Consider the following 23,458-nt stretch of genomic DNA (forward strand, 5'->3'; position numbering starts at 1 on the left):
GGGCGCAGCGGCCCCATCTATAAGTCAAGCGTTTAAGTGCTACCGCAGTTAGCCACCACTGCTGCGGCAACCAAATCCAAGTTCCGGGAGAGTTAACATGGGCAAGATTATCGGCATCGACCTGGGGACCACCAACTCGTGCGTCTCCGTGCTGGAAAACGGCAAGGCCAAGGTTATTGAAAACGCTGAAGGCGCGCGTACCACGCCGTCGATCATCGCGTACGCCAATGATGGCGAAATTCTGGTTGGCCAGTCGGCCAAGCGTCAGGCAGTGACCAATCCGCATAACACCCTGTACGCGGTGAAGCGTCTGATCGGTCGCAAGTTCGACGAAGAAGTCGTTCAGAAAGACATCAAGATGGTGCCTTACAAAATCGCCAAGGCTGACAACGGCGACGCCTGGGTTGAAGTGAACGGCCAGAAAATGGCACCGCCACAGATCTCGGCTGAAATCCTCAAGAAAATGAAGAAAACCGCCGAAGACTACCTCGGCGAAGCGGTGACCGAGGCGGTCATCACGGTTCCAGCCTATTTCAACGACAGCCAGCGCCAGGCGACCAAAGACGCCGGCCGCATCGCGGGCCTGGACGTAAAACGTATCATCAACGAACCGACCGCGGCCGCTCTGGCCTACGGTATGGACAAGGCCAAGGGCGATCACACCGTGATCGTTTACGACCTGGGTGGCGGTACCTTCGACGTTTCCGTGATCGAGATCGCTGAAGTCGACGGCGAGCACCAGTTCGAAGTACTGGCCACCAACGGTGACACGTTCCTCGGTGGTGAAGACTTCGACATCCGCCTGATCGACTACCTCGTCGACGAGTTCAAGAAAGAAAGCGGCATGAACCTCAAAGGTGACCCGCTGGCCATGCAGCGCCTGAAAGAAGCCGCTGAAAAAGCCAAGATCGAACTGTCCTCGAGCCAGTCGACCGACGTGAACCTGCCGTACATCACTGCAGACGCCACCGGTCCTAAGCACCTGAACGTAAAAATCTCCCGCGCCAAGCTCGAAGCGCTGGTGGAAGACCTGGTTCAGCGCACCATCGAACCTTGCCGTATCGCCATGAAAGACGCCGGTATCGACGTTGGTTCGATCAACGACGTGATCCTGGTGGGCGGCCAGACCCGTATGCCGCTGGTTCAGAAGCTGGTGACCGACTTCTTCGGCAAAGAAGCTCGCAAGGACGTGAACCCGGACGAAGCCGTTGCCATGGGCGCTGCCATCCAGGGCGCTGTTCTGGCCGGTGACGTGAAGGACGTTCTGCTGCTCGACGTCAGCCCGCTGACCCTGGGTATCGAAACCATGGGCGGCGTGATGACCGCGCTGATCGAGAAAAACACCACGATTCCTACCAAGAAATCCCAGGTGTTCTCGACGGCTGACGACAACCAGGGCGCCGTGACCATCCACGTGCTGCAGGGTGAGCGCAAGCAGGCTGCCCAGAACAAATCCCTGGGCAAGTTCGACCTGGCCGAGATTCCACCAGCGCCACGTGGCGTGCCACAAATCGAAGTGACCTTCGACATCGACGCCAACGGCATCCTGCACGTCGGCGCGAAAGACAAGGCCACTGGCAAGACTCAGTCGATCGTGATCAAGGCCAACTCCGGCCTGTCCGAGGAAGAAATTCAGCAGATGGTTCGCGATGCTGAAGTCAACGCCGAGGAAGACCGCAAGTTCGAAGAGCTGGCCAGTGCCCGTAACCAGGGCGATGCCCTGGTGCACTCGACTCGCAAGATGGTCGCTGATGCTGGTGAGAAAGTGACCGCGGAAGAGAAAACCGCCATCGAGGCGGCCGTGGTTGCCCTGGAAGCCGCTGTGAAGGGCGACGACAAGGCGGCCATCGAGGCGAAGATCGAAGAGCTGTCCAAGGTCTCCGCACCAGTGGCTCAGAAGATGTACGCCGAGCAGGCTCAGCCCGCTGAAGGCGCGGCTGCCCAGGGCGAATCGGCCGAAAAAGCCGACGACGTCGTGGATGCCGAGTTCGAAGAAGTGAAAGACCACAAGTAATCGCTTGTTGGTCGGCCGGTTGACTGCATTTGTGCGGTGGCTGGTAGGATGTCGCCGCGCGGGGGCTTGCTCCCGCGTTGGCGTGTCTGGAGCTAATGAATTTTTACAGCATGCGACAGTGTTCGGATGTTGGCGGTGCGTTCGGGAATGCTCCTGCTTTCCGGCGATGGGCACTGCGTTTTGGCCGGGGCCCTGGCTGAAATATTTAAAGACCAGGATCGTTGAATTGACGTGAGTTGGGTCCGGGCCTGTATTGGGGCTCAACGAGTTTGGCAAGGTTCAGGAGAGGTTTGCCGGACGTCCTATAAGAGTGCAAAGACTAATGGCGAAGCGTGATTTTTACGAAGTATTGGGTGTCGAGCGGGGGGCCAGCGAGGCAGAGCTGAAAAAGGCTTATCGTCGCCTGGCGATGAAGCACCACCCGGACCGTAATCCCGGCGATAAAGCGTCGGAAGAGATGTTCAAGGAAGCCAACGAGGCTTACGAGGTTCTGTCCGATTCCAGCAAGCGCGCGGCCTACGATCAGTACGGGCATGCCGGTGTCGACCCAAGCATGGGTGGCGGCGGTGCCGGTTTCGGCGGTCAGAACTTCTCGGATATTTTCGGTGACGTGTTCAGCGATTTCTTCGGCGGCGGTCGCGGCGGTGCCCGTGGTGGCGCCCAGCGTGGCAGCGACTTGCGCTACACGTTGGAGCTGAGCCTGGAAGAAGCGGTACGCGGTACCACCGTCAATATCCGTGTGCCGACATTGGTCAACTGCAAGCCGTGTGATGGCTCGGGTGCAAAGAAGGGCTCCTCGCCCGTGACCTGCCCGACTTGCGGCGGCATCGGCCAGGTTCGCATGCAGCAGGGCTTCTTCTCGGTCCAGCAGACCTGCCCGCGTTGCCATGGCCAAGGCAAGATCATCTCCGATCCGTGCGACTCCTGCCATGGCGAAGGGCGTGTCGAAGAGTACAAGACGTTGTCGGTCAAAGTGCCGGCCGGTGTCGACACTGGTGACCGCATTCGCCTGTCCGGCGAAGGCGAGGCGGGTGCCCAGGGTGGTCCGACTGGCGACCTGTATGTGGTCATCAACGTGCGCGAGCATGCGATTTTCCAGCGCGACGGCAAGCACCTGTTCTGCGAAGTGCCGATCAGCTTCGTCGACGCGGCCTTGGGTGGCGAGCTCGAGATCCCGACCCTCGACGGTCGCGTCAAGCTGAAAATTCCCGAGGGCACGCAGACCGGCAAACAGTTCCGGATTCGTGGCAAAGGTGTCGCGCCAGTGCGTGGCGGTGGTGCGGGTGACCTGATGTGCCGTGTGGCGGTGGAGACACCGGTCAACCTGAGTCGGCGTCAGCGTGAGCTGTTGGAAGAGTTCCGCGGCACGCTGGCGGATGACAACAGTCACTCGCCGAAAACCACCGGTTGGTTCGAAGGCGTCAAGCGCTTCTTCGGCGACCTGTAAGGAGTTCGCATGCGACGTATAGCTGTGATGGGCGCTGCGGGGCGCATGGGCAAGGCGTTGGTCGAGGCGGTGCAGCAGCGCTCGCCGCTCTCCGGCCTGACAGCGGCCATCGTGCGGCCCGACAGTACGCTGGTGGGCGCCGATGCTGGCGAGCTGGCTTCGCTGGGGCGTATCGGTGTGCCGATGTCCGGCGGCCTGGAGAAGGTGCTTGACGAGTTCGATGTGCTGATCGACTTCACCCTGCCGGACGTGATGTTGAAAAACCTCGCGATCTGCCGCAAGCATGGCAAGGCCATGGTGATTGGCACCACGGGACTGGATGCTGCGCAAAAGCAACTGCTGGCCGAGGCGGGCAACGACATCGCAATCGTGTTCGCGGCGAACTTCAGCGTGGGCGTGAACCTGTCGCTGAAGCTGCTGGACATGGCGGCCCGGGTCTTGGGTGACGATGCCGATATCGAAATCATCGAGGCGCATCATCGGCACAAGATCGACGCACCTTCGGGAACGGCCTTGCGCATGGGTGAAGTGATTGCCGATGCGCTGGGGCGTGATCTGAAGAAGGTCGCCGTATATGGGCGTGAAGGGCATACCGGTGCCCGCGAGCGCGACACCATCGGTTTCGCCACTGTGCGCGGTGGTGATGTGGTAGGTGATCACACGGTGTTGTTCGCCACTGAAGGCGAGCGCCTGGAGATCACCCACAAGGCATCCAGCCGGATGACCTTCGCCAAGGGCGCCGTGCGTGCCGCGTTGTGGCTGGACGGCTGCGAGCCTGGCTTGTACGACATGCAGGACGTTCTCGACCTGCGTTGATGCCATTGAAGGCGGGGTTCAGGTTATACTGCGCCCCGTTTTACACCGCTTCGCGACGACCTGTCGCATTCCCCTGCCTTTAAGGCTCATTAGCGGTGGACCAAAAAAGCCTTTTTCTGTAAGCTACAGCTTTAGTGTGTCCACTAAAAGCGCGCAGAATAATTCAGTGAACAAGCGGGGTGACGTGTCCATACGTCACTCCGCTTTTTTACAACCTGCGATCGCCCTTTCAGGCTTTATTTACGGGAGGTCTTCTTGACTAAGCCAGCCATACTCGCCCTTGCTGATGGCAGCATTTTTCGCGGCGAAGCCATTGGAGCCGACGGTCAGACCGTTGGTGAGGTGGTGTTTAACACCGCAATGACCGGCTATCAGGAAATTCTTACCGATCCTTCCTACGCCCAGCAAATCGTTACCCTGACTTACCCGCACATCGGCAACACCGGCACCACGCCGGAAGACGCCGAGTCCGATCGTGTCTGGTCCGCCGGCCTGGTCATCCGTGACTTGCCGCTGGTAGCGAGCAACTGGCGTAACACGATGTCCTTGTCCGATTACCTGAAAGCCAACAACGTCGTGGCGATCGCCGGTATCGACACGCGCCGCCTGACCCGCATCCTTCGGGAAAAAGGCGCGCAGAACGGCTGCATCATGGCCGGCGACAACATTTCCGAAGAAGCCGCCATTGCCGCGGCCCAGGGCTTCCCTGGCCTCAAGGGCATGGACCTGGCGAAAGTCGTCAGCACCAAGAAACAGTACGAATGGCGCTCCACGGTCTGGGACCTGAAGACCGACAGTCACGCGACGATCGAGGCTTCCGAGCTGCCCTACCACGTGGTGGCGTACGACTACGGCGTCAAGCTGAACATCCTGCGCATGCTGGTCGAGCGTGGCTGCCGCGTCACCGTGGTACCGGCCCAGACCCCGGCCGCCGATGTCCTGGCCCTCAAGCCCGATGGCGTGTTCCTGTCCAACGGCCCAGGTGACCCGGAGCCTTGCGACTACGCGATCCAGGCGATCAAGGACGTGCTGGAAACCGAGATCCCGGTGTTCGGTATCTGCCTCGGTCACCAGTTGCTGGCCCTCGCTTCGGGTGCCAAGACCTTGAAGATGGGCCACGGCCACCACGGTGCCAACCACCCGGTGCAGGACCTGGATACCGGCGTGGTGATGATCACCAGCCAGAACCACGGTTTTGCGGTGGATGAGGCGACCCTGCCGGCCAACGTGCGTGCGATTCACAAGTCGCTGTTCGACGGCACGCTGCAAGGTATCGAGCGTACCGACAAGAGCGCGTTCAGCTTCCAGGGCCACCCTGAAGCGAGCCCGGGCCCGAACGATGTGGCGCCGCTGTTCGATCGCTTCATCAACGAGATGGCCAAGCGACGCTGACCGCGTGAAGCCCGAGGGCGGCCCCGAGTGCGGCGGCCCCTTCGGGCGCTTCAAAGATTGTTCGACGGCCTAGCCGACTGACCTGCGGATTTGAGTGACAAACCCATGCCAAAACGTACAGACATAAAAAGCATCCTGATTCTCGGCGCTGGCCCGATCGTGATCGGCCAGGCCTGCGAGTTCGACTACTCCGGCGCCCAGGCCTGTAAGGCCCTGCGCGAAGAGGGCTACCGCGTCATCCTGGTGAACTCCAACCCGGCCACCATCATGACCGACCCGGCCATGGCCGACGCCACCTACATCGAGCCGATCAAGTGGCAGACCGTTGCCAAGATCATCGAGAAGGAGCGCCCGGACGCGCTGCTGCCGACCATGGGCGGCCAGACCGCGCTCAACTGCGCCCTCGACCTGGAACGCGAAGGCGTCCTGGAGAAGTTCGGTGTGGAAATGATCGGCGCCAACGCCGATACCATCGACAAGGCCGAAGATCGTTCGCGCTTCGACAAGGCGATGAAATCCATCGGCCTGGACTGCCCGCGCTCGGGCATCGCCCACAGCATGGAAGAGGCCAACGCCGTCCTGGAGCGCCTCGGCTTCCCATGCATCATCCGTCCGTCCTTCACCATGGGCGGCACCGGTGGTGGCATCGCCTACAACCGTGAGGAGTTCGAAGAAATCTGCGCCCGTGGTCTCGACTTGTCGCCGACCAAGGAACTGCTGATCGACGAATCCCTGATCGGCTGGAAAGAATACGAAATGGAAGTTGTCCGCGACAAAAAGGACAACTGCATCATCGTCTGCTCCATCGAGAACTTCGACCCGATGGGTGTGCACACCGGCGACTCGATCACCGTCGCACCGGCCCAGACCCTGACCGACAAGGAATACCAGATCCTGCGTAACGCCTCCCTGGCGGTGCTGCGCGAGATCGGCGTGGAAACCGGCGGCTCCAACGTCCAGTTCGGCATCTGCCCGAACACCGGTCGCATGGTGGTCATCGAGATGAACCCGCGGGTCTCCCGTTCGTCGGCCCTGGCGTCCAAGGCCACCGGTTTCCCGATTGCCAAGGTCGCCGCCAAGCTGGCCGTGGGCTACACCCTGGACGAGCTGTCGAACGACATCACCGGCGGCAAGACCCCGGCGTCCTTCGAACCGTCCATCGACTACGTCGTGACCAAACTGCCACGCTTCGCCTTCGAGAAGTTCGCCAAGGCCGATGCCCGCCTGACCACCCAAATGAAGTCGGTCGGTGAAGTCATGGCCATCGGCCGGACCTTCCAGGAGTCCCTGCAGAAAGCCCTGCGCGGCCTGGAAGTGGGCGTCTGTGGCCTCGATCCGAAGCTGGACCTGAACGACCCGGAAAGCATGAGCGTGCTCAAGCGCGAGCTGACCGTGCCGGGTGCCGAACGCATCTGGTACGTGGCCGATGCCTTCCGCGCCGGCATGACCGTCGAGCAGATCTTCGGCATGAACATGATCGACCCTTGGTTCCTGGTGCAGATCGAAGATCTGATCAAGGAAGAAGAGAAGGTCAAGACCCTGGGCATGTCCAGCATCGATCGCGACACGATGTTCCGCCTCAAGCGCAAAGGTTTCTCCGACATGCGCCTGGCCAAGCTGCTGGGTGTGACCGAGAAGAGCCTGCGCACCCATCGCCACAAGCTGGAAGTGTTCCCGGTCTACAAGCGCGTCGACACCTGCGCGGCCGAGTTCGCCACCGATACCGCCTACCTGTACTCCACGTACGAAGAAGAGTGCGAAGCCGCGCCATCGACTCGGGACAAGATCATGATCCTGGGTGGCGGTCCTAACCGGATCGGCCAGGGCATCGAGTTCGACTACTGCTGCGTACACGCGGCACTGGCCCTGCGCGACGACGGTTACGAGACCATCATGGTCAACTGCAACCCGGAAACCGTGTCCACCGACTACGACACCTCCGATCGCCTGTACTTCGAGCCAGTGACCCTGGAAGACGTGCTGGAAATCGTCCGCGTCGAGAAGCCAAAAGGTGTGATCGTCCAGTACGGCGGCCAGACCCCGCTGAAACTGGCCCGTGCCCTGGAAGCCGCCGGCGTGCCGATCATCGGTACCAGCCCGGATGCGATCGACCGCGCCGAAGACCGTGAGCGCTTCCAGCAGATGGTCGAGCGCCTGAACCTGCGTCAGCCGCCAAACGCCACCGTGCGCAGCGAAGACGAAGCGATTCGTGCCGCCGCCAAGATCGGTTACCCACTGGTGGTGCGTCCGTCCTATGTTCTGGGCGGCCGTGCGATGGAAATCGTCTATCAGGAAGACGAACTCAAGCGCTACCTGCGCGAAGCGGTCCAGGTGTCCAACGACAGCCCGGTGCTGCTGGACCACTTCCTCAACTGCGCCATCGAAATGGACGTGGACGCGGTCAGCGACGGCAAGGATGTGGTGATCGGCGCGATCATGCAGCACATCGAGCAGGCCGGTGTTCACTCCGGTGACTCCGCCTGTTCACTGCCGCCTTACTCGTTGCCGGCGCACATCCAGGACGAGATGCGCGAGCAGGTCAAGAAAATGGCCCTGGAGCTGGGCGTCGTCGGCCTGATGAACGTGCAATTGGCCCTGCAGGGTGAAGACATCTACGTCATCGAAGTCAACCCGCGCGCTTCTCGGACCGTGCCGTTCGTCTCCAAGTGCATCGGCGTTTCCCTGGCGATGATCGCGGCGCGAGTCATGGCCGGCAAGACCCTGAAAGAGCTGAACTTCACCAAAGAAATCATTCCGAACTTCTACAGCGTGAAAGAGGCAGTGTTCCCGTTCGCCAAGTTCCCGGGCGTGGACCCGATCCTCGGCCCGGAAATGAAGTCCACCGGCGAAGTGATGGGTGTGGGCGATACCTTCGGTGAGGCGTTTGCCAAGGCCCAGATGGGCGCCAGCGAAGTGTTGCCGACTGGTGGCACGGCGTTCATCAGCGTGCGTGATGACGACAAGCCACTGGTTGCAGGCGTGGCCCGTGATCTGATCAACTTGGGCTTCGAAGTGGTCGCCACTGCCGGTACTGCGAGGCTGATCGAAGCCGCTGGCCTGAAAGTGCGCCGCGTGAACAAGGTGACCGAGGGGCGTCCGCACGTGGTCGACATGATCAAGAATGACGAAGTCACGCTGATCATCAACACCACCGAAGGTCGTCAATCGATCGCCGATTCCTACTCCATTCGTCGCAATGCGCTGCAGCACAAGATCTACTGCACCACGACCATTGCGGCAGGCGAAGCGATCTGCGAAGCGCTCAAGTTCGGTCCCGAGAAGACCGTGCGTCGCTTGCAGGATCTACATGCAGGATTGAAGGCATGAGCATAACCAAGTACCCGATGACTGTTCAGGGCGCGAAGGCCCTGGAAGAAGAACACGCTTTCCTGACCAAGGTCGAGCGCCCGCGCTTGAGCCAGGCTATCGGTGAAGCGCGTGAGCTGGGCGATCTCAAGGAAAACGCCGAATACCACGCTGCCCGAGAGGAGCAGGGGATGGTCGAGGCGCGTGTCCGTGACATCGAAGGCCGCATGCAGAATGCGGTGATCATCGATGTCACGACGATTCCACATACCGGCAAAGTGATTTTCGGCACCACGGTGGAAATCGCCAACGTCGAGACTGATGAAAGCGTGACTTACCAGATCGTTGGCGAAGACGAGGCAGACATCAAGCTCGGCAAGATTTCCGTCGGTTCACCCATTGCTCGTGCCTTGATTGCCAAGGAAGAGGGCGATGTGGTGGCGGTGAAGACACCGGGTGGTGTCATCGAGTATGAGATTGTCGAAGTCCGTCACATCTGAACGAAGGCGCCCGCTGCGAGCGGGTGCCATGATCTGGCAGCTCACCCAGATGTTGTGGGTGGGTGGCGTCTGGTTGCTGCACATCGGTTTGCTGCCGGTGCTGGGTCGAGTGGGCCTGGCACCGCTGCTCATCGATGAAATCGCAGGCATGCTGACGGCGCTGCTGGTGGGTTTTTCCGCGGCGTGCGTGATGTTTCAGGCGTTGGTGCTGGTTCAGGCCGAAGGCCTTGCCAGCCTATGGCGCGACATTCGTGGGCAATTGCTGCTCATGTCGTTGTATGCGTGCGGGATGTTCTTTGCCGTGCATTTCGGCTGGCCGGATGCGAGCCAGTGGCAGGTATTCAGTTACCTGGTGCTGGGTTTTTCCGGTCTGGTACTGGTCTTGCAGCCGGTTCCGGGGTGGAGCGGCAGGGTGTGCGAAGCACACCCTTGACCCTTTGGCATCACTTGAAGCGGTGAACGTTCGACAGTTGCTTGTTGACGCTGAAGTTCTTGCGATAAATCAGCGCCATCTTGCCGATGACCTGCACCAGGTCTGCCTTGCCGGTCTTGCACAATTCGGCAACGGCAGCCAGGCGGGCTTCGCGATCGAGGATGTTGAGCTTGATCTTGATCAGCTCGTGATCGCCCAGGGCGCGTTCCAGTTCGGCGAGTACACCTTCAGTCAAACCGTTGTCAGCCACAGTCAAAACCGGTTTCAGATGGTGGCCAATGGATTTGTATTGTTTCTTCTGCTCTTGAGTGAGCGGCATAATCTGACCCCTGCGTCTGATCTTGTAAAAAGCGGCGGCCAGTTTACCCGAGCAAGTCCGGGACCGCCCACTTAATCACGACCCGTTTTATTTTTAGAGGTGGCCCGTGGCCCGTTCCAAGACTAGCCAGAACTGGCTCAGAGAGCATTTCAACGATCCGTACGTCAAAATGGCGCAAAAGGACGGCTATCGCTCTCGTGCCAGCTATAAATTGCTGGAGATCCAGGAAAAGGATCGCCTGATCCGTCCAGGCATGACCGTGATCGACCTCGGCGCGGCGCCGGGCGGCTGGTCCCAGGTTACCAGTCGTCTGATTGGTGGTCAGGGCCGCTTGATCGCTTCCGACATCCTGGAAATGGACAGCATCCCTGATGTGACCTTTATCCAGGGCGATTTCACGGAAGACGCCGTGCTGGCGAAAATCCTGGAAGCCGTCGGAAATACGCAAGTTGACCTTGTGATTTCCGATATGGCCCCCAATATGAGTGGATTAGCGGCTGTCGACATGCCTCGTGCCATGTTCCTCAGCGAGCTGGCCCTGGATCTTGCCGGGCGGGTTCTGCGTCCGGGCGGTGATTTTCTGATCAAGGTCTTCCAGGGTGAAGGCTTCGACGAATACCACAAGGGCATCCGCAAGTTGTTCGACAAGGTGCAGATGCGCAAGCCATTGTCGTCCCGTGACCGTTCTCGCGAGCAGTATCTGCTGGCGCGGGGGTTTCGCGGTGTTGAAGGCGCGGCCAGTGATGAGCGTCTTTGAGCAGGGCGATAGTTTTTTTTGTCTCGCATTGAAAAAGCCGCGTAACCAAAATTATGCGGTCAAAGTTTCACAAAGGGTTACAGACGGCGCCTGCCAGAGTCGTAGGTAATGTAGTAAGTTAGGCCGGTGAATATCATGCGAAGCGCGCGCCAGTAGCGGAGCTTGCTTCAGAGGGTAGTTAATTGAACGATATGGCAAAGAATCTGATCCTGTGGTTGATCATCGCCGCTGTCCTGGTGACCGTGATGAACAACTTCTCCAGTCCTAACGAGCCGCAGACCCTCAACTATTCCGACTTCATCCAGCAGGTCAAGGATGGCAAGGTCGAGCGCGTAGCCGTTGATGGCTATGTGATTACCGGCAAGCGCACCGACGGCGACAGCTTCAAGACCATTCGTCCGGCAATCCAGGACAATGGCCTGATTGGCGACCTGGTGGACAACCACGTCGTGGTCGAAGGCAAGCAGCCTGAGCAGCAAAGCATCTGGACCCAGCTCTTGGTGGCCAGCTTCCCGATCCTGGTGATCATCGCCGTGTTCATGTTCTTCATGCGCCAGATGCAGGGCGGCGGCGGTGGCAAGGGCGGGCCGATGAGCTTTGGCAAGAGCAAGGCCCGGTTACTTTCCGAGGACCAGGTGAAAACCACCCTGGCCGACGTCGCAGGCTGCGACGAAGCCAAGGAAGAAGTGGGCGAGCTGGTCGAGTTCCTGCGCGATCCGGGCAAGTTCCAGCGCCTGGGCGGTCGTATTCCACGCGGCGTGCTGATGGTCGGCCCGCCAGGTACCGGTAAAACCTTGCTGGCCAAGGCGATTGCCGGTGAAGCCAAGGTGCCGTTCTTCACGATTTCCGGTTCCGACTTCGTCGAAATGTTCGTCGGCGTGGGCGCCAGTCGTGTCCGCGACATGTTCGAACAGGCCAAGAAACACGCGCCTTGCATCATCTTCATCGACGAAATCGACGCCGTTGGTCGCCATCGTGGCGCCGGCATGGGTGGCGGTCACGACGAGCGCGAACAGACCCTCAACCAGTTGCTGGTCGAGATGGACGGTTTCGAAATGAACGACGGCATCATCGTGATCGCCGCCACCAACCGTCCTGACGTGCTCGACCCTGCGCTGTTGCGTCCAGGTCGTTTCGACCGCCAGGTCGTGGTGGGGCTGCCGGATATTCGTGGTCGCGAGCAGATCCTCAAGGTCCATATGCGCAAGGTGCCGATGGGTGACGACGTCGCTCCGGCCGTCATCGCGCGTGGCACGCCGGGCTTTTCCGGTGCCGACCTGGCGAACCTGGTCAACGAAGCGTCGCTGTTCGCCGCTCGTACCGGCAAGCGCGTCGTGGAAATGAAGGAATTCGAGCTGGCCAAGGACAAGATCATGATGGGCGCGGAGCGCAAATCCATGGTCATGTCGGAGAAAGAAAAGCAGAACACCGCGTATCACGAGGCGGGTCACGCGATCGTTGGTCGTGTCGTGCCCGAGCATGATCCGGTCTACAAGGTCTCGATCATCCCGCGCGGTCGTGCCCTGGGCGTGACGATGTTCCTGCCGGAAGAGGATCGCTACAGCCTGTCCAAGCGTGCATTGATCAGTCAGATCTGCTCGTTGTACGGCGGTCGTATCGCTGAAGAGATGACGCTGGGCTTCGACGGTGTGACCACGGGTGCATCCAACGACATCATGCGCGCCAGTCAGATCGCTCGGAACATGGTCACCAAGTGGGGCCTGTCCGAGAAGCTGGGGCCGCTGATGTATGCCGAAGAAGAAGGGGAAGTGTTCCTCGGTCGTGGTGGCGGTGGCCAGCATGCAAGCTTCTCCGGCGAGACGGCCAAGCTGATCGATTCCGAGGTGCGTAGCATCATCGACCAGTGCTACGGCACTGCCCGGCAGATCCTCACGGACAACCGTGACAAGCTCGATGCCATGGCCGATGCCCTGATGAAGTACGAAACCATCGATGCCGAGCAGATCGACGACATCATGGCGGGTCGCGAACCTCGCGAGCCTCGTGACTGGTCGGGCGGTGGTACCGGTACCTCCGGTACACCTCCGGCGGTACAGGGTGAGCGTCCGGAAACACCGATTGGCGGTCCGGCCGCTGATGTCTAAGGCTTGAAATGACTTCTGTTCAGTCCTCGACCCGGTTGCCTTGCGGCAACCGGGTTCTTGATTTGGCCCATGCACATGTCATGGGCATTCTCAATGTCACGCCTGATTCCTTTTCCGATGGTGGTCGATTCAGCCAGCTCGATGCCGCGCTGCGGCATGCCGAGGCCATGGTGGCCGCTGGCGCAACGCTGATCGATGTGGGTGGTGAATCGACCCGGCCGGGTGCGCGCGCGGTTTCGCCCATCGAAGAGCTGGAACGGGTGGCGCCGATTGTCGAGCGCATCCATCGCGAACTCGATGTCATTATCTCGGTCGATACGTCCACGCCTGCGGTCATGCGCGAGACTGCGCGACTGGGGGCGGGCCTGATCAATGATGTTCGGTCCTTGCAGCGCGATGGTGCCCTGGATGCCGCGGCGGCCACCGGGTTGCCGGTATGCCTGATGCATATGCTCGGCGAGCCGGGGACCATGCAGAACGACCCGCACTATGATGATGTGACCAGGGAGGTGGGTGAGTTCCTGGTGGCGCGGCTGGACCAATGTGCTGCCGTGGGCATTCCCGCCGAGCGGATCATCCTTGATCCCGGGTTCGGCTTTGCCAAGACATTGGCGCACAACCTGAGCCTGTTCAAACATATGGAAGCCTTGCACGCCCTGGGGCGGCCCCTGTTGGTTGGGGTCTCGCGAAAGAGCATGATAGGCAATGCCCTGGGTCGGCCGGTGGGAGAGCGCCTGTATGGTGGTCTCGCCCTTGCGGCCTTGGCCCTCGCCAAAGGTGCACGCATATTGCGCGTGCACGATGTAGCCGAAACGATGGATGTCGTGCGGATGATCGCAGCTGTGGATTCAGCCGAATAAGAATGACGGAGCACTTATGAGCAAGAAATACTTTGGCACCGACGGTATTCGTGGTCGGGTCGGCGAATACCCTATTACCCCTGATTTCATGCTCAAGCTCGGCTGGGCGGCAGGCATGGCATTCCGCAAGATGGGCGCCTGCAAGGTGCTGGTCGGCAAGGACACGCGAATTTCCGGCTACATGTTCGAATCGGCGCTCGAGGCCGGCCTGACGTCGGCGGGCGCCGATGTGATGCTGCTGGGCCCGATGCCGACGCCGGCCATCGCCTACCTGACCCGTACGTTCCAGGCCCAGGCCGGCATCGTGATCAGTGCCTCGCACAACCCCCATGATGACAACGGCATCAAGTTTTTCTCCGGCCAGGGTACCAAGCTGCCGGATGACATCGAACTGATGATCGAAGAACTGCTGGACGCGCCGATGACCGTGGTCGAGTCGAGCAAGATCGGCAAGGTGTCGCGGATCAACGATGCCTCGGGTCGCTATATCGAGTTCTGCAAAGGCAGCGTGCCGACCGGTACCAGCTTTTCCGGCCTGAAAATTGTTGTCGATTGTGCTCACGGCGCCACCTATAAAGTCGCACCGAGCGTCTTTCGCGAGTTGGGTGCCGATGTGGTGGTGCTTTCCGCCCAGCCTAATGGCCTGAACATCAATCACAACTGTGGTTCCACCCATACCGAGGCGTTGCAGGCTGCAGTGCTGGCCGAGCAGGCCGATCTCGGTATCGCCTTCGATGGCGACGGTGATCGGGTCCTGATGGTCGATCACACCGGTACGGTCGTCGATGGTGACGAACTGCTGTTCATCATCGCTCGTGACCTGCATGGGCGCGGCAAGCTGCAGGGCGGCGTGGTCGGCACGTTGATGAGCAACCTCGGGCTTGAACTGGCCCTGGCGGACCTGGATATCCCGTTCGTGCGGGCCAACGTCGGCGACCGCTACGTGATTTCGGAGTTGCTGGAGCGCAACTGGGTGATCGGGGGCGAGAACTCCGGCCACATCGTGTGCTTCGACCATACCACCACCGGTGATGCGATCATTGCGGCCCTGCAGGTGCTGATGGCGCTCAAGGCGCGCAACGAAGGGCTCGCACAGTCGCGCCAGGCATTGCGTAAATGCCCGCAAGTGTTGATCAACGTGCGTTTCGGTGGCGGTGTGAACCCTCTCGAACATGCGCAGGTCAAGCAGGCCAGCGAACGTGTGACAGCGGCGATGGCGGGGCGTGGGCGCGTGTTGTTGCGCAAGTCCGGCACAGAGCCTTTGGTACGTGTCATGGTCGAAGGCGAGGATGAAGCGCAAGTTCGCGGTTATGCCGAGGAGCTGGCAAAACTGGTTACTGAAGTTTCTGCCTGAATTCGGCTTGCCAGTCATGAATCGGTTGGGTAACATCTGCGCCCACTTTGACCGACGAGGTACAGCATGCGTCGCCCTATGGTAGCTGGTAACTGGAAGATGCACGGTACCCGCGCCAGCGTCGCTGAGCTGATCAATGGCCTTCGTCATCTGGCCTTGCCAAGCGGTGTTGATGTCGCGGTATTCCCGCCTTGCTTGTATATCAATCAAGTGATTGATGGCTTGAAAGGCAAGTCGATTTCGGTCGGCGCGCAGAACTCTGCGGTGGAATCCATGCAAGGTGCGTTGACCGGTGAGATTGCACCGAGTCAGTTGGTGGATGCAGGTTGCTCCCTGGTCCTGGTTGGACATTCCGAGCGTCGCCAGATCATGGGCGAGCAGGACAAGACCTTGATCCGCAAGTTTGCTGCGGCCCAGGCCTGTGGTCTGATTCCGGTGTTGTGCGTAGGGGAAACCCTCGCGCAGCGTGAAGCCGGCAAGACCCTTGAAGTTGTCGGGCGTCAGCTCGGCAGCATCATCGAAGACCTGGGTGTCGGTGCTTTTGCAAAGGCAGTCATTGCCTACGAGCCGGTCTGGGCCATTGGTACCGGGCTGACGGCTTCGCCGCAACAGGCGCAGGATGTGCACGCAGCCATCCGCGCGCAGTTGGCGGAAGAGAATTCTGAAGTGGCACGAGGTGTGCGGCTTCTATACGGCGGCAGCGTGAAGGCGGCCAATGCGGCCGAACTGTTCGGCATGCCGGATATCGATGGGGGGCTCATTGGTGGAGCGTCCCTGAATGCAGATGAGTTCGGTGCGATCTGTCGCGCCGCGGGAAACTGAAAAAATGCTGGAAACAGTCGTAGTCGTTTTTCATCTGCTGGGTGCACTGGGCGTAGTTGCTCTCGTATTGCTGCAGCAGGGTAAAGGTGCGGATGCTGGTGCGTCTTTCGGTGCAGGTGCTTCAAATACTGTGTTCGGAAGCCAAGGTTCCTCTACCTTTCTTAGTAAGTTTACTGCTATACTTGCCGCCGGTTTCTTCATGACCAGCTTAGGGTTAGGTTACTTTGCTAAAGAGAAAGCTCACGAGCTGACTCAAGTAGGTTTGCCAAACCCAGCGGTACTGGAAGCGCCCAAGCAACAACCGGCTTCTGATGATGTCCCGGTGCTTCAAGAGCAAAAGTCGGCCAACCCGGCGACTGACGTGCCTCCAGCTCAAGAGCAGAAGTAAGAAGGTTTCAAACGCTGTATTGCCGAGGTGGTGGAATTGGTAGACACGCAACCTTGAGGTGGTTGTGCCCATAGGGTGTAGGGGTTCGAGTCCCCTTCTCGGTACCAATTATCAGGAGAGCCCGCGATTGCGGGCTTTCTTGTAGGTGGAAGGGTTACATTGACCCTGTAAGGGATCGGTCGTATACTTCCGCCCCAGCTTTGTCGCGGGATGGAGCAGTCTGGTAGCTCGTCGGGCTCATAACCCGAAGGTCGTCGGTTCAAATCCGGCTCCCGCAACCAGTTTCAGGGGCCCCTTCCAAGGGGCTTTTTGTTAGCTGGACACTTTATAACGCCGCTATTCGACGGCGTTTCAGGGATGGGCGATTCGCCCATTTTTTTTTATTTGCACAGCATGCACAAACATGCACGAGGGGGTTCAGGTGTCGAGCAAGCTAGAACAGTTGCAGGCCTTGTTGGCCCCGGTGGTCGTGGCCCTTGGCTATGAATGCTGGGGTATTGAGTTTTCGGCTCAAGGTCGCCACTCACTGTTGCGCGTTTATATCGATAAGGAAGGCGGCGTGTTGGTGGACGATTGCGCCATCGTCAGCCGTCAGATCAGCGGTGTACTGGATGTCGAAGATCCAATCACCTCCGAATACACCCTTGAAGTTTCCTCGCCTGGCATGGAGCGCCCCCTGTTCACACTTGAACAGTTCGCTTTGTTTGCCGGTGAACAAGTGAAGATCAAGCTGCGCTCGCCTTTCGAGGGTCGACGCAACTTCCAAGGCCTTCTGCGCGGTGTAGAAGAGCAGGACGTCGTGGTGCAGGTAGATGACCATGAGTTCCTGTTGCCGATCGATATGATCGACAAGGCCAACATTATTCCCAGTTTTGACTGATACGTGCCAGATACTGCGGATCCCGCGGATCCAATGGCTTGCGAAAGGCGAGGCGTACGATGAGCAAAGAAGTACTGCTGGTTGTTGAGTCGGTATCCAATGAAAAGGGCGTACCGGCTAACGTTATTTTTGAAGCGCTGGAGCTGGCTCTGGCCACTGCTACCAAGAAGCGGTTCGAAGACGAAGTTGATTTGCGTGTGGAGATCAATCGCCACACGGGCGCCTACGAGACTTTCCGTCGCTGGACGGTCGTCGAGGAAGCCGACCTGGACGATCCGGCTATCGAAACCTGGCCAAGCAAGGTTGCAGAAACGCATCCGGGCGCCAAGGTTGGTGATGTCGTCGAAGAAAAAATCGAATCCATTGAGTTCGGTCGCATCGCTGCACAGACTGCCAAGCAGGTCATCGTGCAGAAAGTTCGCGAAGCCGAGCGTGCGCAAGTGGTCGACGCTTATCGCGAGCGCCTGGGGGAAATCATCTCCGGCACCGTGAAAAAAGTGACCCGCGACAACGTGATCGTCGACCTGGGCAACAACGCCGAAGCGTTGCTGGCTCGCGAAGACATCATCTCTCGCGAAACTTTCCGGGTTGGCGTGCGTTTGCGTGCGCTGCTCAAGGAAATCCGCACCGAGAACCGGGGCCCGCAGCTGATCCTGTCGCGTACAGCGCCGGAAATGCTGATCGAGTTGTTCCGCATCGAAGTGCCGGAAATTGCTGAAGGCCTGATCGAAGTCATGGCCGCCTCCCGTGATCCGGGTTCGCGTGCCAAGATCGCGGTCCGCTCCAAGGACAAGCGCATCGACCCGCAAGGTGCCTGCATCGGCATGCGTGGTTCGCGTGTCCAGGCCGTATCCGGCGAGTTGGGCGGCGAGCGCGTGGACATCGTCCTGTGGGACGACAACCCGGCTCAGTTCGTGATCAATGCCATGTCGCCTGCTGAAGTGGCGGCAATTATCGTCGACGAAGATGCCCACGCCATGGACATCGCCGTTGGCGCAGACAATCTGGCTCAGGCCATCGGTCGCGGTGGTCAGAACGTGCGTCTGGCCAGCCAATTGACTGGCTGGACCCTGAACGTGATGACCGAATCGGACATCCAGGCTAAACAGCAAGCTGAAACCGGCGACATCCTGCGCAACTTCATCGAAGAGCTTGAAGTCGATGAAGAGCTGGCGCAGGTGCTGGTGGATGAAGGCTTTACCAGCCTGGAAGAGATTGCCTACGTACCGGTGGAGGAAATGCTCAACATCGACGGCTTTGACGAGGAAATCGTCAACGAGCTTCGCGCTCGGGCCAAGGATCGTTTGTTGACCAAAGCCATCGCTACTGAGGAAAAGCTGGCAGACGCCCATCCGGCCGAAGACCTGCTCTCGCTTGAGGGCATGGACAAGGATTTGGCGATGGAACTGGCGGTGCGCGGCGTAATTACCCGCGAAGACCTGGCCGAGCAGTCTATTGACGATCTGCTCGACATCGACGGCATTGACGATGATCGTGCCGGCAAGTTGATCATGGCCGCCCGAGCCCACTGGTTCGAGTAATTAGGCGCGGCCTGAGGAGAGAAGTGCATGACGCAAGTCACGGTGAAACAACTGGCCGATGAGGTCAAAACACCGGTAGAGCGCCTGTTGCAGCAGATGCGTGAGGCAGGTCTGCCGCACACCGCCGCCGAGGAACATGTGACCGACAGTGAGAAGCAGTCCCTGCTGACTCACTTGAAGAGCAGTCACAAGGCTAAAGTGGAAGAACCGCGCAAGATCACTCTGCAGCGTAAAACCACCAGCACCCTGCGTGTTGCCGGTAGCAAAAGCATCAGCGTTGAAGTACGCAAGAAGAAAGTCTTCGTACAACGCAGCCCGGAAGAAATCGAAGCCGAGCGCAAACGCGAACAGGAAGAACGTCGCGCAGTAGAAAATGCTGCTCGTCAGAAGGCTGAAGAAGAAGCCAAGCGTCGCGCCGAAGAAGAAGCGCGCCGCCAGCCTGCTGCTGCGCAAACCGCTCCGGTAGAAGCCGTCGAGGCTGTTGCCCCGGTCGCCGAACCTGTGCGCGAAGCGGCGCCAGTCGTGGCACCAGCGCCGGCTCCGGCCGATACTCGCAAGCGCGATGAACAGCGTCGTCCAGACAAGCCACGTGCCGACGACAACCGTCGTGGCAGTGGCGATGGCGAGCGCAAGAACGCGCCTCATCGTGCGTCGGTCAAGGAAAAGGCACCAGCACCTCGTGTTGCGCCACGTACCACCGACGAGGAAAGCGATGGCTTCCGTCGCGGCGGTCGCGGCAAGGCCAAGCTGAAGAAACGCAACGCCCACGGTTTCCAGAGCCCTACCGGCCCTGTCGTGCGTGAAGTGAAGATCGGCGAGACCATCACTGTGGGCGATCTGGCCCAGCAGATGTCGGTCAAGGCTGCTGAAATCATCAAGTTCATGTTCAAGCTGGGTACGCCAGCCACCATCAACCAGGTACTGGACCAGGAAACTGCCCAACTGGTTGCTGAAGAGCTGGGCCACAAAGTGACCCTGGTCAGCGACACCGCCCTGGAAGATTCCCTGGCCGAGTCCCTGAAGTTTGAAGGTGAGGCGGTTTCCCGTGCGCCGGTCGTGACCGTAATGGGCCACGTCGACCACGGTAAAACCTCCCTGCTCGACTATATCCGTCGTGCGAAGGTAGCAGCAGGTGAGGCTGGCGGTATTACCCAGCACATCGGCGCCTACCACGTTGAAACCGACCGCGGCATGGTGACGTTCCTCGACACCCCGGGTCACGCCGCGTTTACCGCGATGCGTGCCCGTGGTGCCAAGGCGACCGACATCGTGATCCTGGTGGTTGCGGCGGACGACGGCGTCATGCCGCAAACCATCGAAGCCGTTCAGCATGCCCAGGCAGCTGGTGTGCCGCTGGTGGTTGCAGTGAACAAGATCGACAAGCCGGGCGCCGATCTCGATCGCATCCGCAGCGAACTGTCGGTCCACGGCGTGACCTCCGAAGAGTGGGGTGGCGACACTCCATTCGTTCCGGTCTCGGCGAAGATGGGTACCGGCGTTGACGAACTGCTCGAAGCCGTTCTGTTGCAAGCCGAGGTTCTGGAACTGACCGCTACGCCTTCGGCTCCTGGCCGTGGTGTGGTCGTTGAATCCCGTCTCGACAAGGGCCGTGGCCCGGTGGCGACCGTCCTGGTCCAGGACGGTACCTTGCGTCAAGGCGACATGGTGCTGGTCGGCTCGAACTATGGCCGCGTGCGCGCCATGCTCGACGAGAACGGCAAGTCCATCAAGGAAGCCGGTCCGGCTATCCCGGTCGAGATCCTCGGTCTGGACGGCACCCCGGATGCTGGCGACGAGATGAGCGTTGTGGCTGACGAGAAGAAAGCCCGTGAAGTGGCTCTGTTCCGTCAAGGCAAGTTCCGCGAAGTCAAACTGGCTCGTGCTCACGCCGGCAAGCTGGAAAACATCTTCGAGAACATGGGTCAGGAAGAGAAGAAGACGCTCAACATCGTCCTCAAATCCGACGTCCGTGGTTCGCTCGAAGCGTTGAACGGCGCCTTGAATGGCCTGGGTAACGACGAAGTGCAAGTGCGTGTGGTCGGCGGCGGTGTCGGTGGTATCACCGAGTCCGACGCCAACCTGGCACTGGCTTCCAACGCTGTACTGTTCGGCTTCAACGTGCGTGCCGATGCCGGCGCTCGCAAGATCGTCGAGCAGGAAGGCCTGGATATGCGTTACTACAACGTGATCTACGACATCATCGAAGACGTCAAGAAAGCGTTGACCGGTATGCTGGGCAGCGACGTGCGGGAGAACATCCTGGGCGTGGCCGAAGTTCGCGACGTGTTCCGTTCGCCGAAGTTTGGCGCCATCGCCGGTTGCATGGTGATCGAGGGTGTCGTTCACCGTAACCGTCCGATCCGTGTACTGCGTGAAGACATCGTGATCTTCGAGGGCGAGCTGGAATCCCTGCGCCGCTTCAAGGATGACGCTTCCGAAGTACGTGCCGGCATGGAGTGCGGTATTGGCGTCAAGAGCTACAACGACGTCAAGGTCGGCGACAAGATCGAAGTCTTCGAGAAGGTCCAGGTTGCTCGCAGCCTCTAACTCGCGCACTTCAAGAGCCGCACCGGGCAGTCGCATGAACATGCACTGCCTGGCTGGCGGACTCTAAACGCAACGCCCGGTCTGGCTTTTGCCAGGCCGGGCGTTTGCCGCTTTCAGACCTCGCGGGTTTCACCGTGGGGCAGTAACAGGTAACAAGACATGGCAAAAGAATACAGCCGTACCCAACGAATCGGCGATCAGATGCAGCGCGAGCTGGCCCAACTGATCCGTCGCGAAGTCAAAGACCCGCGCGTCGGCCTGGTCACCATCACCGCAGTGGAAGTCAGTCGTGACGTCGGTCACGCCAAGATCTTCATCACCGTGATGGGTCAGGATAGCGCCGAAGAAATCGCCCAGAGCATCAAGGTGCTCAACTCGGCCGCCGGCTTCCTGCGTATGCAGCTGGCCCGGGAGATGAAGCTGCGCAGCGTCCCACAGTTGCACTTCCACTACGACGAAAGCGTCGCACGGGGTGCGCATCTGTCGGCACTGATCGAGCGCGCCGTGGCGCAAGACAGCCAGCACCCGGTTGCGGCTGACCCCGAAGACACCAAGGAGTAATCGGTGGCTCAGGTCAAACGTATCCGTCGTAACGTCAGCGGTATCATCCTGCTCGACAAGCCGCTGGGGTTCACCTCCAACGCGGCGTTGCAGAAGGTTCGCTGGCTGCTCAATGCTGAAAAGGCCGGGCACACCGGTAGCCTCGATCCGCTGGCCACCGGCGTGCTGCCGCTGTGCTTTGGCGAGGCGACCAAGTTCTCCCAGTACCTGCTCGATTCCGACAAGGGTTATGAAACCCTGGCGCAACTGGGCAAGACCACCACCACGGCGGATGCCGAAGGTGAGGTTTTGCTGGAACGCCCGGTGACCGTTGGTCAGGCGGATATCGAAGCGGTCTTGCCGGTTTTTCGCGGGCAAATCAGCCAGATACCGCCGATGTACTCCGCTTTGAAGCGTGATGGGCAGCCATTGTATAAACTGGCCCGTGCAGGCGAAGTAGTGGAGCGCGAACCGCGTTCTGTTACTATTGCGCGCTTGGAATTGCTGGCCTTTGACGGTAATACTGCACGGCTGGCCGTGGATTGCAGCAAGGGCACCTATATCCGGACCCTGGTGGAGGATATCGGCGAGCAGCTCGGCTGTGGCGCGTACGTGGCAGAATTGCGACGGACCCAGGCCGGACCTTTCACGTTGGCCCAGACGGTCACGCTGGAAGAGCTCGAAGCGGTGCATGCCGAAGGCGGCAACGAAGCGGTCGACCGTTTCCTGATGCCATCGGACAGCGGGTTGCTGGATTGGCCGCTCTTGCAGTTCTCGGAACACAGTGCGTTCTACTGGCTCAACGGCCAGCCGGTACGCGCCCCGGATGCGCCGAAGTTCGGCATGGTCCGGGTACAGGATCACAACGGTCGTTTCATCGGTATCGGTGAAGTGAGCGAAGACGGGCGCATTGCGCCGCGTCGACTGATTCGGTCGGAATGACCGGAACCAGCCTGCGTAACAGCAGGTTGGCGAGTGTGGCTGTTAACAGGCACGGTCACTACTCATTTATAGATACAGGGATTTGTCCCTGGCCTGTTGAAGCTGTTTCCTCGGAACAGTTTCCTGACTAAAAGGATTGCCTCATGGCTCTCGACGTTCAAGAAAAAGCTCAAATCGTAGCTGACTACCAGCAAGCTGTTGGTGACACTGGTTCGCCAGAAGTGCAAGTTGCACTGCTGACCGCCAACATCAACAAACTGCAAGGTCACTTCAAGGCCAACGGTAAGGATCACCACTCCCGTCGTGGTCTGATCCGCATGGTAAACCAGCGTCGTAAGCTGCTGGACTACCTGAAAGGCAAGGACGTGAGCCGTTACAGCGCTCTGATCGCTCGCCTGGGTCTGCGTCGCTAATAAGCGATTGCGCTAGAGGTTGGTGGTCTGTCGTGCGTCAGTGGGTTTCCCGCTGGCGCATGGCAGGCTCCCAGCCTCAAGT

General features: G+C 59.8%; 20 protein-coding genes and 2 tRNA genes. 21 read left to right on the top strand and 1 reads right to left on the bottom strand.

Annotated elements, in window-relative coordinates:
* The first annotated feature begins 97 nt into the window (after positions 1-97).
* The 7 genes from dnaK to J4E63_RS24375 all read left to right on the top strand — a co-directional run bounded on the left by dnaK (position 98) and on the right by J4E63_RS24375 (position 9,908).
* Positions 98-2,014: a molecular chaperone DnaK gene (dnaK, locus tag J4E63_RS24345; protein WP_003177839.1), complete on the top strand. Its 1,917-nt coding sequence runs from the start codon at positions 98-100 to the stop codon at positions 2,012-2,014.
* Between the two features lie 322 nt (positions 2,015-2,336).
* Entirely contained in the window at positions 2,337-3,461 is a 1,125-nt protein-coding gene (gene dnaJ / locus J4E63_RS24350; RefSeq protein ID WP_207283597.1) for a molecular chaperone DnaJ, read from the top strand.
* A gap of 9 nt (positions 3,462-3,470) precedes the next feature.
* Positions 3,471-4,277 (top strand): 4-hydroxy-tetrahydrodipicolinate reductase, encoded by an 807-nt coding sequence (gene dapB, locus J4E63_RS24355; RefSeq protein WP_207283598.1) that lies wholly within the window; start codon positions 3,471-3,473, stop codon positions 4,275-4,277.
* A 255-nt stretch (positions 4,278-4,532) separates the two neighbouring features.
* Positions 4,533-5,669 (top strand): glutamine-hydrolyzing carbamoyl-phosphate synthase small subunit, encoded by a 1,137-nt coding sequence (gene carA, locus J4E63_RS24360; RefSeq protein WP_003197697.1) that lies wholly within the window; start codon positions 4,533-4,535, stop codon positions 5,667-5,669.
* A gap of 105 nt (positions 5,670-5,774) precedes the next feature.
* Positions 5,775-8,996, top strand: coding sequence for a carbamoyl-phosphate synthase large subunit (gene carB / locus J4E63_RS24365; protein ID WP_092202117.1), 3,222 nt, complete (start codon positions 5,775-5,777; stop codon positions 8,994-8,996).
* A gap of 2 nt (positions 8,997-8,998) precedes the next feature.
* Positions 8,999-9,475: a transcription elongation factor GreA gene (greA, locus tag J4E63_RS24370; protein WP_030139783.1), complete on the top strand. Its 477-nt coding sequence runs from the start codon at positions 8,999-9,001 to the stop codon at positions 9,473-9,475.
* Between the two features lie 28 nt (positions 9,476-9,503).
* Positions 9,504-9,908 carry a hypothetical protein gene (locus tag J4E63_RS24375; protein WP_060739223.1) on the top strand — a complete coding sequence of 135 codons (405 nt, stop codon included), beginning with the start codon at positions 9,504-9,506 and terminating at the stop codon, positions 9,906-9,908.
* 10 nt (positions 9,909-9,918) lie between these two features.
* Here J4E63_RS24375 and J4E63_RS24380 read toward each other — a convergent pair whose 3' ends face one another.
* Positions 9,919-10,227, bottom strand: a complete 309-nt coding sequence (locus J4E63_RS24380) for a YhbY family RNA-binding protein (RefSeq protein ID WP_003177852.1) — start codon at positions 10,225-10,227, stop codon at positions 9,919-9,921.
* 106 nt (positions 10,228-10,333) lie between these two features.
* Here J4E63_RS24380 and rlmE point away from each other — a divergent pair, with 106 nt between their 5' ends.
* From rlmE to rpsO, 14 genes are all read left to right on the top strand, one after another.
* Positions 10,334-10,984 carry a 23S rRNA (uridine(2552)-2'-O)-methyltransferase RlmE gene (gene rlmE, locus J4E63_RS24385; RefSeq protein ID WP_060739222.1) on the top strand — a complete coding sequence of 217 codons (651 nt, stop codon included), beginning with the start codon at positions 10,334-10,336 and terminating at the stop codon, positions 10,982-10,984.
* 191 nt (positions 10,985-11,175) lie between these two features.
* Positions 11,176-13,089: an ATP-dependent zinc metalloprotease FtsH gene (gene ftsH, locus J4E63_RS24390; RefSeq protein ID WP_053118351.1), complete on the top strand. Its 1,914-nt coding sequence runs from the start codon at positions 11,176-11,178 to the stop codon at positions 13,087-13,089.
* Positions 13,090-13,097: 8 nt separating this feature from the next.
* Positions 13,098-13,949: a dihydropteroate synthase gene (gene folP, locus J4E63_RS24395; protein ID WP_092173275.1), complete on the top strand. Its 852-nt coding sequence runs from the start codon at positions 13,098-13,100 to the stop codon at positions 13,947-13,949.
* Between the two features lie 16 nt (positions 13,950-13,965).
* The gene (glmM, locus tag J4E63_RS24400) at positions 13,966-15,303 is read left to right on the top strand and encodes a phosphoglucosamine mutase (protein ID WP_092202126.1); all 1,338 of its coding nucleotides are present in this window, start codon (positions 13,966-13,968) and stop codon (positions 15,301-15,303) included.
* Positions 15,304-15,369: 66 nt separating this feature from the next.
* On the top strand, positions 15,370-16,125 hold the full coding sequence (tpiA, locus tag J4E63_RS24405) for a triose-phosphate isomerase (RefSeq protein ID WP_060739219.1): 756 nt from the start codon (positions 15,370-15,372) through the stop codon (positions 16,123-16,125).
* A 4-nt stretch (positions 16,126-16,129) separates the two neighbouring features.
* On the top strand, positions 16,130-16,513 hold the full coding sequence (gene secG, locus J4E63_RS24410; RefSeq protein WP_003197714.1) for a preprotein translocase subunit SecG: 384 nt from the start codon (positions 16,130-16,132) through the stop codon (positions 16,511-16,513).
* Positions 16,514-16,534: 21 nt separating this feature from the next.
* Positions 16,535-16,620: transfer RNA gene (locus J4E63_RS24415), tRNA-Leu, on the top strand.
* Between the two features lie 97 nt (positions 16,621-16,717).
* Positions 16,718-16,794 (top strand) — tRNA-Met (locus tag J4E63_RS24420).
* A gap of 140 nt (positions 16,795-16,934) precedes the next feature.
* On the top strand, positions 16,935-17,393 hold the full coding sequence (gene rimP, locus J4E63_RS24425) for a ribosome maturation factor RimP (RefSeq protein ID WP_053118762.1): 459 nt from the start codon (positions 16,935-16,937) through the stop codon (positions 17,391-17,393).
* Positions 17,394-17,452: 59 nt separating this feature from the next.
* Complete coding sequence (nusA, locus tag J4E63_RS24430; protein ID WP_003177868.1) at positions 17,453-18,934, top strand: transcription termination factor NusA; 1,482 nt, start codon at positions 17,453-17,455, stop codon at positions 18,932-18,934.
* Between the two features lie 27 nt (positions 18,935-18,961).
* The gene (infB, locus tag J4E63_RS24435; RefSeq protein WP_060739218.1) at positions 18,962-21,481 is read left to right on the top strand and encodes a translation initiation factor IF-2; all 2,520 of its coding nucleotides are present in this window, start codon (positions 18,962-18,964) and stop codon (positions 21,479-21,481) included.
* 159 nt (positions 21,482-21,640) lie between these two features.
* Complete coding sequence (gene rbfA, locus J4E63_RS24440) at positions 21,641-22,042, top strand: 30S ribosome-binding factor RbfA (RefSeq protein ID WP_060739217.1); 402 nt, start codon at positions 21,641-21,643, stop codon at positions 22,040-22,042.
* Positions 22,043-22,045: 3 nt separating this feature from the next.
* Positions 22,046-22,963: a tRNA pseudouridine(55) synthase TruB gene (gene truB / locus J4E63_RS24445; protein WP_207283599.1), complete on the top strand. Its 918-nt coding sequence runs from the start codon at positions 22,046-22,048 to the stop codon at positions 22,961-22,963.
* 143 nt (positions 22,964-23,106) lie between these two features.
* A complete protein-coding gene (gene rpsO, locus J4E63_RS24450) occupies positions 23,107-23,376 on the top strand; it encodes a 30S ribosomal protein S15 (RefSeq protein WP_011332409.1) in 270 nt (89 codons plus the stop codon).
* Positions 23,377-23,458 lie beyond the last annotated feature (82 nt).

It is taken from the genome of Pseudomonas sp. FW300-N2F2, assembly GCF_017351655.1.
Classification (GTDB): Bacteria; Pseudomonadota; Gammaproteobacteria; order Pseudomonadales; family Pseudomonadaceae; genus Aquipseudomonas; species Aquipseudomonas fluorescens_AA.